The sequence below is a fragment of the Micromonospora echinospora genome (genome assembly GCF_014203425.1).
In the GTDB taxonomy this organism is placed as follows: Bacteria; Actinomycetota; Actinomycetes; order Mycobacteriales; family Micromonosporaceae; genus Micromonospora; species Micromonospora echinospora_A.
In genome coordinates, this window is record NZ_JACHJC010000001.1 from 2962982 (window position 1) to 2974834 (window position 11853).

General features: G+C 71.8%; 11 protein-coding genes. 6 read left to right on the forward strand and 5 right to left on the reverse strand.

Going from position 1 to position 11853, the window contains the following annotated elements:
- Positions 1-681, reverse strand: coding sequence for a GntR family transcriptional regulator (locus FHU28_RS13985; protein WP_184684313.1), 681 nt, complete (start codon positions 679-681; stop codon positions 1-3).
- A gap of 55 nt (positions 682-736) precedes the next feature.
- Here FHU28_RS13985 and FHU28_RS13990 point away from each other — a divergent pair, with 55 nt between their 5' ends.
- The 4 genes from FHU28_RS13990 to FHU28_RS14005 are packed head-to-tail and all read left to right on the forward strand — an operon-like array spanning position 737 to position 4855.
- Positions 737-1516, forward strand: coding sequence for an enoyl-CoA hydratase-related protein (locus FHU28_RS13990; RefSeq protein ID WP_260412961.1), 780 nt, complete (start codon positions 737-739; stop codon positions 1514-1516).
- Positions 1513-2670: a CaiB/BaiF CoA transferase family protein gene (locus FHU28_RS13995; RefSeq protein WP_184684319.1), complete on the forward strand. Its 1158-nt coding sequence runs from the start codon at positions 1513-1515 to the stop codon at positions 2668-2670. Before FHU28_RS13990 ends, FHU28_RS13995 begins: the two co-directional genes overlap by 4 nt.
- Positions 2670-3698 (forward strand): LLM class F420-dependent oxidoreductase, encoded by a 1029-nt coding sequence (locus tag FHU28_RS14000; protein WP_116509668.1) that lies wholly within the window; start codon positions 2670-2672, stop codon positions 3696-3698. The genes FHU28_RS13995 and FHU28_RS14000 overlap by 1 nt, the downstream gene beginning before the upstream one ends.
- Before the next feature lie 23 nt (positions 3699-3721).
- Positions 3722-4855, forward strand: coding sequence for an acyl-CoA dehydrogenase family protein (locus tag FHU28_RS14005; protein ID WP_184684328.1), 1134 nt, complete (start codon positions 3722-3724; stop codon positions 4853-4855).
- Here FHU28_RS14005 and FHU28_RS14010 read toward each other — a convergent pair.
- From FHU28_RS14010 to FHU28_RS14025, 4 genes are all read right to left on the reverse strand, one after another.
- Complete coding sequence (locus tag FHU28_RS14010) at positions 4841-5548, reverse strand: TetR/AcrR family transcriptional regulator (protein WP_221453197.1); 708 nt, start codon at positions 5546-5548, stop codon at positions 4841-4843. The genes FHU28_RS14005 and FHU28_RS14010 overlap by 15 nt on opposite strands.
- Positions 5549-5679: 131 nt before the next feature.
- Complete coding sequence (locus tag FHU28_RS14015; protein WP_073827534.1) at positions 5680-6432, reverse strand: succinate dehydrogenase/fumarate reductase iron-sulfur subunit; 753 nt, start codon at positions 6430-6432, stop codon at positions 5680-5682.
- Complete coding sequence (locus FHU28_RS14020) at positions 6429-8363, reverse strand: fumarate reductase/succinate dehydrogenase flavoprotein subunit (protein ID WP_184684330.1); 1935 nt, start codon at positions 8361-8363, stop codon at positions 6429-6431. Before FHU28_RS14020 ends, FHU28_RS14015 begins: the two co-directional genes overlap by 4 nt.
- A 1-nt stretch (position 8364) precedes the next feature.
- On the reverse strand, positions 8365-9048 hold the full coding sequence (locus tag FHU28_RS14025) for a succinate dehydrogenase cytochrome b subunit (RefSeq protein WP_073827795.1): 684 nt from the start codon (positions 9046-9048) through the stop codon (positions 8365-8367).
- 83 nt (positions 9049-9131) lie between these two features.
- Between FHU28_RS14025 and FHU28_RS14030 the strand changes: the two genes are divergently transcribed.
- Both FHU28_RS14030 and FHU28_RS14035 read left to right on the forward strand, forming a co-directional pair.
- Positions 9132-10070, forward strand: coding sequence for a LysR family transcriptional regulator (locus tag FHU28_RS14030; RefSeq protein ID WP_073827536.1), 939 nt, complete (start codon positions 9132-9134; stop codon positions 10068-10070).
- 101 nt (positions 10071-10171) lie between these two features.
- Positions 10172-11827, forward strand: a complete 1656-nt coding sequence (locus FHU28_RS14035) for a D-glucuronyl C5-epimerase family protein (RefSeq protein ID WP_184684334.1) — start codon at positions 10172-10174, stop codon at positions 11825-11827.
- Positions 11828-11853: the final 26 nt, after the last annotated feature.

Consider the following 11853-nt stretch of genomic DNA (forward strand, 5'->3'; position numbering starts at 1 on the left):
TCACTCGTTCCACACGCCGAGGCCGTCGAGGTGCTTGACCAGCCGCTCGGCGCCGTCGGTGAAGTGGCGGGCCATGACCGGCCGGACGGTCTCCGGGTCGCGGGCTTCGAGCGCGTCGAGCAGGGCCTCGTGATCGGCGACCATGCCGGCGCGCCACTCCGGGTCGGCGGCGTAGAAGCGCGAGGGCGTGTAGCGGGTCACGGTCCGCAGCAGCCAGGACAGCTTGCGCGCGTCGGCGAGCCGGTTGATCCGCCGGTGGAACTCGTACTCCAGTTGCTCGACCCGGCTGACCTGCCGCGCCTGGGCGGCCCGGCGCAGGCGCTCGTGCTGCTGCCGCAGGTCGTCGAGCTGGTCGGGCGTGATGCTGAGGGCGACCCGGGCGGCCAGCTCACCGGCGATGTGGCCCTGGAGGCCGAACACGTCGATGATGTCCTGCCGGGACAGCGGCGCGACCACGTGCCCGCGGCGCGGTTGCAGCTCGACCATGTCCTCCGCGCGCAACATCAGCAGCGCCTCACGCACCGGCGTGATGCTCAGCCCGGTCTCCTGGGCGACCTTCTCCAGTCGGATCCGTTCGCCGGGGCGCAGCTGGCCGGACATGATCCGGTCACGCAGCAGGCCCGCCACCGTCTCGGAGAGCTGGGGCTGGGACACGCTCGGGGTCTTGCCACGTTCCGCCACCGGACAAGGGTATCAAATGTCAAATGTCGCAAAAACCGAACCGGCGGGTGAGGGCTTGCTGGCCGCCACCGCCGGTGGCGTCCGCACCATCTGGTTCGACCGGCCCGACCGGCGCAACGCGATGTCACTGGAGATGTTCCGCGACTACTACGCCGCGCTCGTGGCCGCCGACGCCGACCCTCAGGTACGGGCGATAGTGGTGACCGGCGCCGGCGACTGGTTCTGCGCCGGCGCCGACCCGGAGGCGCTCGTCGCGCTGCTGGACGAGCACAACCGTGACCTGCTCGCAGACGAGTTCGGCTTCCCACCGCACCTGCCGTCGACGCTCGGCACGCCGATCGTCGCGGCGGTGAACGGCGGAGCGGCCGGCCTGGGCCTGGTCCACGCGCTCTACGCCGACGTGCGGTTCCTTTCCGAGCGGGCGCGCCTGTCCACCTCGTTCAGCCGGCTCGGCCTCGTCGGCGAGTACGGCAGCGCCTGGCTGCTGCCCCGGCTGATCGGCGTCGGCAACGCGCTCGACCTGTTGCTGTCCGGCCGCAAGGTCGACGCCACGGAGGCGTACCGGATCGGGCTGGTACAACGTGTGCTCCCGCGCGACGAGGTGCTGGCCGAGGCGCAAGCCTATGCCGCGGACCTCGCCGAGCACTGCTCACCGGCCTCCATGGCGGTGATCCGGCAGCAGGTCTGGTCGGGCCTGGAGACCGGGGCGGCCGAGGCGGCCGGCGACGCCGTCCGGCTCATGACCGCCTCCCTCGCCGGGGCCGACTTCGGCGAGGCCCTGCTCAGCCAGGCCCAGGGACGCGCACCCCGCTTCGCCCCGCGGGCCGGCGCGTGAGCGGCCCGCTCGCCGGCGTCCGGGTCGTGGAACTGGCCGGGATCGGGCCCGGCCCGTTCGCCGCCATGCTGCTGGCCGACCTGGGCGCCGACGTGGTGCGCGTCGACCGGCCGGAGCCCGGCGCGTTCGCAGCCGGCGAGCCCGGGCGGAACCTGCTCAACCGGGGCAAGCGCTCGGTGGTGGTGGATCTGAAACACCCCGACGGCGCCGAGGTGGTCCTCGAACTCGCCGGCCGGGCCGCGATCCTGATCGAGGGCTGGCGTCCCGGCGTGGCCGAGCGGCTCGGCGTCGGACCGGAGGCCGCGCTGGCCCGCAACCCCGCTCTGGTCTACGGACGGATGACCGGGTGGGGGCAGGACGGACCGCTGGCCCGCGCCGCCGGCCACGACATCGGCTACATCGCCGTGGCCGGGGCGCTGCACCCGATCGGCCGCGCCGACGGGCCGCCGCAGATCCCGCTCAACCTGGTCGGCGACTTCGGCGGCGGCGCGCTCTACCTGGTCGTCGGCATCCTGGCGGCGCTGCACGTCGCCGGCGCCACCGGGCGTGGGCAGGTCGTCGACGCCGCCATCGTGGACGGCGCGGCCCACCTCACCACCCCGTTCGCCGGGCTGCTCGCCGAGGGCGCCTGGCGACCCGAGCGGGGCCGCAACCTGCTCGACGGCGGCGCGCCGTTCTACGACGTGTACGCCACCGCCGACGGCGGGCACATGGCAGTGGGCGCGCTGGAACCCCAGTTCTACGCCGAACTGCTGCGGCTGCTCGGGCTCGCCGACGCGGACCTGCCGGACCGGCACGACGTGACCGGGTGGCCGGTGCTGCGGGCCCGCTTCGCCGAGGTGTTCGCCGGCCGTACCCGCGACGAATGGACAGCGGTGTTCGACGGCACCGACGCCTGCGTCGCGCCGGTGCTGTCGCTCACCGAGGCGCCGGGCCACCCGCACCTGCTCGCGCGCGGCACGTACGAGGAGCACTTCGGCGTCCGGCAACCCGCCGTGGCGCCCCGCCTGTCCGGGACACCGGGGCGGGTCGGCGGCCCGCCGCCCGCACCGGGCGCGGACACCGGGCCCGTCCTCACCGACTGGGGACTGGGCGCACACCTACGACGGTGGCGGGACGGCGGCGCCGTCCGCCAGGGACAGGGAGTTCGCTGATGCGTATCGGGACGACGCTTGCCTACGCCGCCGACCCCCGCGGTGGCGCCGACGACGTGGCCGCCTGGGAACAGGACGGCCTGGACGTGGTCTGGGTGTCCGAGGCGTACGGCTTCGACGCGCCCACTGTGATGGGTTACCTCGCAGCCCGTACCAGCCGGGTGCACATCGGCTCCGCCATCCTGCCCATCTACTCGCGTACCCCGGCGTTGCTGGCCCAGACCGCGGCGGGCCTGGACGCGATGTCCGGTGGCCGCGCCATCCTCGGCCTGGGCGCGTCCGGGCCGCAGGTGATCGAGGGCTGGCACGGCGTGGCGTACGACCGGCCGCTGGCCCGCACCCGGGAGGTGATCGACATCTGCCGGCGGGTGTGGCGGCGCGAGACGCTGACGAACGACGGGCTCTACCGGTTGCCGCTGCCGCCCGGTGAGGGCACCGGGCTGGGCAAGCCGCTCAAGATCCTCACCCACCCGGTCCGCGACCGCATCCCGATCCACGTGGCCAGCCTGGGCGACCGGAACGTGCGGATGACCGCCGAGATCGCCGACGGGTGGCTGCCGTTCCTCTACGACCCGCAGCGCGCCGGCGACGTCTGGGGTGACGCGCTGGCGGCGGGCCTGGCCAAGCGGCCCGCCGATCTCGGGCCGCTGGAGGTGGTGGCCGGTGGCCCGCTGGCCATCGGCCCGGACGTGACCGGGCTGCGCGACCTCGCGCGGCCACTGATCGCGCTGTACGTGGGCGGGATGGGCGCCAAGGGCCGCAACTTCTACCACGACCTGCTGTGCCGCTACGGCTACCCGGCCGAGGCGGACCGCATCCAGGACCTCTACCTGGCCGGCCGCAAGGCCGAGGCCGCCGCCGCGGTGCCGGCGGAACTGCTGGAACGCACCAGCCTGATCGGGCCGGAGAGCTACGTGCGCGACCGGGTGCAGGAATTCCGCGACGCGGGCGTGACCGTCCTCAACGTCGCGCCGCTGGGCGACGATCCCCGGCGTCTCGTCGCCGCCGTCGCGGACATGGCCCGGTAGCGCACGGTAGGGAGCTGACACACATGAACCGCGCCGTCTTCACCGCCGACCACCTCGCGTTCGCCGAACTGGTGCGCGCGTTCATCGACAAGGAGATCACCCCGCACCACGAGCGCTGGGAGGCCGACGGCATCGTCGACCGCGCCGTGTGGCGGGCCGCCGGGGCCGCCGGCCTGCTCGGCTTCTTCGTCGACGAGCGGTACGGCGGCGCCGGGGTGACCGACCGGCGCTTCCACGCCGTCCTGACCGAGGAACTGGCCCGGGCCGGTGCCAGCGGCCCGGCGTTCGGCCTGCACAACGACATCATCGGGCCGTACCTGACCGGCCTGACCACCGAGGAGCAGAAGCAGCGCTGGCTACCCGGCTTCTGCTCCGGCGAGATCGTCACCGCCATCGCCATGTCCGAGCCCGGCGCCGGCAGCGACCTGCAGGGCATCACCACCACGGCGGTACGCGACGGCGACGACTGGGTCCTCAACGGGCAGAAGACGTTCATCAGCAACGGCATCCTGGCCGACCTGGTCATCGTGGTCGCCCGTACCGACCCGGACGCCGGGCGGCGGGGGATCAGCCTGCTGGTGGTCGAGCGCGGCATGCCGGGCTTCGAGCGGGGCCGCAACCTCGACAAGCTCGGGCAGAAGGCGCAGGACACCGCCGAGCTGTTCTTCGCCGACGTCCGCGTGCCCGCGGCCAACCTGCTCGGCGTGGAGGGGGAGGGCTTCGCCTACCTGATGCGCAACCTGCCCCTGGAACGGCTGTCGATAGCCGTCGCGGCGCTCGCCGGCGCCGAGACGGTGTTCGCGCAGACGCTGGAGTACTGCAAGCAGCGTCAGGCGTTCGGCCGTCCCATCGGCAGCTTCCAGCACAACCGGTTCGTGCTCGCCGAACTCGCCACCGAGCTACGACTGGGCCGGGTCTTCGTCGACGACTGCCTGGTGGCGCCCGACCTCGGCGCGGAGACGGCGGCGATGGCGAAGTGGTGGTGCACCGAGTTGCAGAAGCGCACCGTCGACAGGTGCCTGCAACTGCACGGCGGCTACGGCTACATGCGCGAGTACCCGGTGGCCCGCGCCTACCTGGACGCCCGTGTCCAGACCATCTACGGCGGCACCACCGAGATCATGAAGGAGGTGATCGGCCGGTCACTCGGCCTGTGAGCCGGTCTCCAGCATGGGTACGAGGAACCGGCGGGCCATCTCCCGCAGCGCGTCGTCGTCGTCCAGGTCGATGACGTGGCTCGGGGTGAGCAGGAAGGAGCAGGACAGCCGGGTCATCAGCTCGGCCACCACCTCGACGTCCACGGCGCCGGAGATGGTGCCGGCGCGTTGCTCGCGGCGCAGCTGCCCGGCGACGAACCGCTGCACGGTGGCCAGCGTCCGCCCGCCGTCGCTGATCATCGAGGGGATGAGCACGTCCGGCTCGACGCTCATCAGCCCACCGATCAGCGGGTTGCGGCGGATCGCGCCCAGCGCGCTGACGAAGCCCAGCACCACCCGGTCACCGGCGGTCTCCGCCCGCTGGATGTCGAGGAGGAACTGGTCGAAGTAGCGGCGGAACTCCCGGCGGACCACCTGCTCGACCAGCCGGTCCTTGGTGGCGAACCGGCGGTACGCGGTGATCCGGGAGACGCCGGCCCGCCGGGCCACGTCCTCCATCGTGGAGCGCCGGATCCCCATGCGGCAGAACTGCTCGTAGGCGGCGTCGAGGATCCGGGTGGCCACCTCGTCGGTCTCGTCGGCGCTCTGCAGCGCCTCGGTGAACGCGCGTTCCAGCAGCGACTCCGGCGGGCCGGCCGGTCGGTCGTGACCCGCCTGGGGGGAGGACGCCTGCACGGGAGCGGTCCCGGCCATGTTGCCCTCCCGGGAGAGACGGTGACGCGACTGGCGCTTCACCGTACCAACCGCCGGGGCGTACCCCCGGGAAAGCGCGACCGCCGCGCTCCCGGGTGCGGGGCGCGGCGATCGCGGCTGGCGTGCGGTGCTCAGGAGCCGGCGCGCTTGGCCGTCGCCTTCAGGTAGTCCCGGTTGAGCCGGCCGATGGTGTTCAGCGGGATGCCCTTCGGGCAGGCCGAAGCGCACTCGCCGATGTTCGTGCAGCCGCCGAAGCCGGCTTCGTCGTGCGCGTCCACCATGCCGATCACCCGGGTGTAGCGCTCCGGCTGGCCCTGCGGCAGCAGCGAGAGCTGGGTGATCTTCGCGGCGGTGAACAGCATGCCGGAGCCGTTCGGGCAGGCCGCCACGCAGGCGCCGCAGCCGATGCAGGCCGCCGACTCGAACGCGGCGTCCGCGTCGGCCTTCGGCACCGGCACCGAGTGCGCCTCCGGGGCGCTGCCGGTCGGCGCGGTGACGTAGCCGCCGGCGGCGATGATCTGGTCGAACGCGTTGCGGTTGACCACCAGGTCCTTGACGACCGGGAAGGCCCGGGCCCGCCACGGCTCGATGTCGATCGTGTCGCCGTCGGAGAACTGCCGCATGTGCAGCTGGCAGGCGGTGGTGCCGCGCTGCGGGCCGTGCGCCTCACCGTTGATCATGAGGCTGCACATGCCGCAGATGCCCTCGCGGCAGTCGTGGTCGAACGCGACCGGCTCCTCGCCGTCCAGGATCAGCCGCTCGTTCAGCACGTCGAGCATCTCCAGGAAGGACATGTCCGGCGACACGTCCTGCACCGGGTAGGTCACCATCCGACCCTTGTCCTCGGGGCCGTGCTGGCGCCAGATGCGCAGGGTCAGGTTCACTTGTAGCTCCGCTGCGTGGGGTGAACGTATTCGAAGGTCAGGTCTTCCTTGTGCAGCACGGGCTCACCGGTGCCGGTGTACTCCCAGGCCGCCACGTACGCGAACCGGTCGTCGTCGCGCTGTGCCTCGCCGTCGGGCGTCTGGTGCTCGGCCCGGAAGTGGCCGCCGCAGGACTCCTCGCGGTGCAGCGCGTCGATGCACATCAGCTCGGCCAGCTCGAAGAAGTCGGCCACCCGGCCGGCCTTCTCCAGCGACTGGTTGAGCCCCTCGCCGTCGCCCGGCACGCGCACCCGCTGCCAGAACTGCTCGCGCAGCGCGCGGATCTCGTCGATCGCCTTGCGCAGCCCGGCCTCGGAGCGCTCCATGCCGCAGTGCTCCCACATGATCTGGCCCAGCTCGCGGTGGAACGAGTCCACGGTGCGGTCGCCGTTGATCGCGAGCAGCCGCTTGATCCGGTCCTCGACGTCGGTACGCGCCGCGACCGCCTCGGGGTGGCTCGCGTCGACCTTCTCCAGCGCGCCGGAGGCCAGGTAGTTGGCGAGCGTGTTCGGCAGCACGAAGTAGCCGTCCGCCAGGCCCTGCATCAGCGCCGAGGCGCCGAGCCGGTTCGCGCCGTGGTCGGAGAAGTTGGCCTCACCGATCACGAACAGGCCGGGGATGCTCGACTGCAGGTCGTAGTCGACCCAGAGGCCACCCATCGTGTAGTGCACGGCGGGGTAGATCCGCATCGGCACCTCGTACGGGTCCTCGCCGGTGATCCGCTCGTACATCTCGAAGAGGTTGCCGTACTTGGCCTCGATGGCCTTGCGGCCGAGCCGGTCGATCGCGTCGGCGAAGTCGAGGTAGACGCCGAGGCCGCTCGGGCCGACGCCGCGTCCCTCGTCGCAGACGTTCTTCGCCGCGCGGGAGGCGATGTCGCGGGGGACCAGGTTGCCGAAGGACGGGTAGATCCGCTCCAGGTAGTAGTCCCGCTCGTCCTCGGGGATCTCCCGGGGGCTGCGCTGGTCGCCCTTGGCCTTCGGCACCCACACCCGGCCGTCGTTGCGCAGCGACTCGCTCATCAGGGTCAGCTTCGACTGGTGGTCGCCGGAGACCGGGATGCAGGTCGGGTGGATCTGGGTGTAGCAGGGGTTGGCGAAGTACGCGCCCTTGCGGTGCGCCCGCCAGGAGGCGGTGACGTTGCAGCCCTTGGCATTCGTGGAGAGGTAGAAGACGTTGCCGTAGCCGCCGGTGGCGAGCACGACCGCGTCGGCCATCTCGGTGCTGATCTCGCCGGTGACCATGTCGCGGACCACGATGCCGCGCGCCCGGCCGTCGACGATGACCAGCTCGAGCATCTCGTGGCGGGCGTTCATCTCCACGTTGCCCAGGCCGATCTGCCGCTCCAGGGCCTGGTACGCGCCGAGCAGCAACTGCTGGCCGGTCTGGCCCCGGGCGTAGAAGGTGCGCTGCACCTGCGCGCCGCCGAAGGAGCGGGTGTCCAGCAGGCCGCCGTACTCGCGGGCGAACGGCACGCCCTGGGCGACGCACTGGTCGATGATGTTTACCGAGACCTCGGCGAGCCGGTGCACGTTCGACTCGCGGGAGCGGAAGTCACCGCCTTTGACCGTGTCGTAGAAGAGGCGGTGCACCGAGTCGCCGTCGTTGCGGTAGTTCTTGGCGGCGTTGATGCCGCCCTGCGCCGCGATCGAGTGGGCGCGGCGCGGGCTGTCCTGGTAGCAGTAGGACCTGACCTGGTAGCCCTGCTCGGCGAGCGTCGCGGCGGCGGAGCCGCCGGCCAGGCCGGTGCCGACCACGATCACCGTCATCTTGCGGCGGTTGGCCGGGTTGACCAGCTTCATCTCGAAGCGGTGGCGCTCCCACCGCGTCTCGATCGGGCCGTCCGGGGCCCGGGTGTCGGCGATCGGGTCGCCTTCGCTGTAGAGATCCATGTCAGGACACCAATCCGGTGATCACGGCGAACGGGACCAGCAGGTAGCCGCCGACGAGCGCGACGGCGAAGACGAGCGCGGCGATCTTGGCCCGGCGCTCGCCCTTGGGCGTCTGCTGGCCGAGGCTGCGGAACGCGCTGAACGCGCCGTGGCGCAGGTGGAAGCCGAGGGTCACCAGCGCGAGGGTGTAGAAGAGCGTGACGTACCAGCGCTCCGGCGCGAAGCCGGCGACCACGTTGCCGTACGGGTTGGCCGGGTCGCCCTGCGGGTTCAGATGACCAGTGGTCAGGTCGAGGATGTGGTAGATCACGAAGAGCAGGATGATCACACCACCCCAGCGCATCGTGCGGGCCGCGTAGTTCACGTGGATCTTGCGGCGGTGCGCGTACTTCACCGGGCGGGCGGCGCGGGACCGCATCGCGAGCATGGTGGCCGCGCCGATGTGCCCGAGGACGGCCACGGTTAGCACCGTGCGCTGGATCCACAGGAACCACGTCGTCGGCAGCAGCGGCGTGCCGATGTCGCGCAGCCAGTGCGCGTAGTGGTCGAACGAGGTCTCGCCCGTGAAGATCTTCAGGTTCCCGAGCATGTGCAGGATCAGGAACAGCACAAGGATGATGCCCGTCACCGCCATGACGGCCTTGAGGCCGACGTTCGAGCGGATGGGCGACCGAGTTTTCGTGATTACCACGCGAACGACGCTAGGAGCACTTCGATCAGGCGTCCAATGCATCGAAATCGCAGCGTTGATAGCCGTAGGCTATGTAGATGCAGCTCCATCAGCTTCGGTACTTCGTAGCGGTCGCCGAAGTACGACATTTCACCCAGGCGGCCGATCTTGTCGGCATAACCCAGCCCTCGTTGAGTAAGCAAATTCACGCGCTGGAGACCGACCTGGGGGCCCCGTTGTTCGAGCGGGTAAGGGGCAACATCACACTCACCGCGGCCGGCGAGGTGCTGCTGCCACTGGCCAAGCGGATCCTGGCCGACGTCGACACCGCGACCCGCGAGGTGCAGGAGCTGGTCGGGCTGCGCCGCGGCCGGGTCCGGCTCGGCGCCACGCCCAGCCTGGCCACCTCGCTCGCGCCGCCGGTGCTGCGCCGGTTCCGCGACGCGCACCCCACGATCGACCTGCGCGTGGAGGAGGGCGGCTCGCAGGACCTCGTCCGGGACCTGCTCCGCGGCGGCCTCGACCTCGCCCTGATCATCATGCCGTCGGCCGGCACCGACCCGGGGCTGCGCGCCGACCCGATCCTGCGGGAGAGCCTGGTGGTCGCCTCCGTCGACCCGCTCCCCGGCGCCTCGGCCACCGGCGAGCTGTCCATCACCGACCTGCGCGACCAGCCGCTGGTCATGTTCCGCGAGGGCTACGACCTGCGCGACGCCACGCTCCAGGCGTGCCGGGCGGCCGGGTTCGAGCCGACCCTGTCCGTCGACGGCGGCGAGATGGACGCGGTGCTGAGCTTCGTCGAGGCCGGGCTCGGCGTCGCGCTGGTGCCGGGCATCGTGGTGGCCCGCCGCGCCGGCATCCGGGTCACCCGGCTCGTGCCGCCCGGAGTCCGCCGGACCATCGCGGTGGCCCGCCGCCGCGACGTGGTCCCCACCCATGCCGGGCGCGAGCTGCGCCGCATCCTCCTGGAGTACGTCCACGACGCCACCGCCGCCGACCAGCTCCCGCCCGGTGTCGAGCCGTTACCGGCTGTTTGACGGATCTCCGACATGTCGGAACGAATGTCCTTGCTCGTCCCGGTCGACGGGAACAGCATGGGAAGGCTGATGCCCAGCATGTGAAGACACGGGAGGTTCGCATGCGCCATCAAGACCCGTCCGAGGCCGCCGGCCCGACACCCGCACTGAGCCGGCGCGCCGTCGTCGCCGGCTCCCTGGCCGCCGCTTCGGTCCCGCTGCTCGGCGGCGGCCCCGCCTGGGCCGCGGCGTCCCCGACGACCTCGCTCCTGGTGCCGGCGGACCCGGTCATCGACCCGGCCCTGGAGATCGGCCCGCCGGGGCCGGTCGAGCCACTGCCGGAGGTGTCCGCGATCCCGGCCCGGGACGTGCCCCGGCTCGCCCCGCGCGCGGCGTCCACGCCGGGCGCCGGCCGCGTCGGCGGACCGACCCGCCGGTACGCCGCCACGGCGTCGGTGCCGTTCCAGTTCCGGTACGACGACTTCGAGATCCGGGAACTGCCGATCGGCATCGAGCCCTACCACATGACCTCGCCGGTCCCGCTCGTCGATCCCGGCGTGCACGACTCCACCGGGGTGCGCATGGCGCGCCTCGGCGGCCGGCTCTACGACCACCCGGTCGCGCAGGCGCAGTACGGCCTGCACCTGATGGAGGCTCACCGGATCACCGGGAACCAGACGTACCTGAACCGGGCGAAGCTGCAGGCGCAGCGCCTGATCGACCGCCGCACCCTGCGGTCCGGCGCGTGGTTCTATCCGTACCCGTTCGACCACCGGCTGCACGGCGGCCCCGACCTCTACCCGGCGCCCTGGTACTCGATGATGGCCCAGGGGCAGGCGCTGAGCCTGTTCACCCGGCTCTACCAGCGCACCGGCGAGACGAAGTGGAAGGGCGCCGCGGACGCCACCTTCGCCTCGTACCTGCTGCCCGCGGCGGCCGGCCAGCCGTGGGGCGTGTACGTGGTCGACGGTCTGCTGTGGCTGGAGGAGTACCCGCACCCGAAGGCGGTCCGCGGAGACCGCACCTACAACGGGCACATGTTCTCCGCGTACGGCCTCTACGACTACTGGGTGCTCACCCGCAACGCCGACGCCAAGCTGATGCTGCAGGGCGCGATCACCACCTACCGGGACGTGTGGGAGCAGGCCCGGGTGCGGCACTGGCGCAGCCGCTACTGCCTGACCCACGGCATCGACGCCGGCCAGTACCACTCCACCCACATGTTCCAGTTCGTCCAGCAGTACGCCATCACCGGTGACACGTACCTGGCCCAGCTCGCCGACCTCTGGTACACCGACTACCCGCCCTACGGTGTGAAGGGCAACATCCGGTTCTCCTCCGGCACGCACACGGCGTACAAGTTCAACAGCGCCGGCACGGTGACCGCGCGGACGAAGATGACGCTGGCCCGCGCCAGCGCCGCGCCGTCCGGCGACCGCGTGAAGATCATGCGCCAGACCGGGATCTGGTACGCGATCACCGCCGGCACCCTGACCGGCTACTACGTGCAGGAGTACTCGCCCTACCGGTACCAGGTCGGCATCTGCGCCGGGTTCGGCTACAAGCTGCACCGGCCCGGCACGATAGCTGTCGACGCTCCACCGGCGTACTCGATCGACGCCGCCGGGCTGATGAAGTCGGTGCCCACCACCTACCGGATCGGTGACCCGGTGGCGATCGACGGCCGCTCGGTGCTCAACGGCCGCGAGCACGTCCGCCTCGTCGAAGGGCCGTACGCCGGACGCTGGCTCGGCTTCGGCGCGGTGATCCGCCGCTGACCGGACCGCCGCGCCGGCGTCGGCCG

Excerpts from the sequence above, each read along its gene's own strand:
- FHU28_RS14030 (WP_073827536.1), top strand. The coding sequence starts at position 9,132 with ATGCAGCTCCATCAGCTTCGGTACTTCGTAGCGGTCGCCGAAGTACGA.
- FHU28_RS14010 (WP_221453197.1), bottom strand. The coding sequence starts at position 5,548 with ATGGCCGGGACCGCTCCCGTGCAGGCGTCCTCCCCCCAGGCGGGTCAC.
- FHU28_RS14020 (WP_184684330.1), bottom strand. The coding sequence starts at position 8,363 with ATGGATCTCTACAGCGAAGGCGACCCGATCGCCGACACCCGGGCCCCG.
- FHU28_RS14005 (WP_184684328.1), top strand. The coding sequence starts at position 3,722 with ATGAACCGCGCCGTCTTCACCGCCGACCACCTCGCGTTCGCCGAACTG.
- FHU28_RS14035 (WP_184684334.1), top strand. The coding sequence starts at position 10,172 with ATGCGCCATCAAGACCCGTCCGAGGCCGCCGGCCCGACACCCGCACTG.
- FHU28_RS14000 (WP_116509668.1), top strand. The coding sequence starts at position 2,670 with ATGCGTATCGGGACGACGCTTGCCTACGCCGCCGACCCCCGCGGTGGC.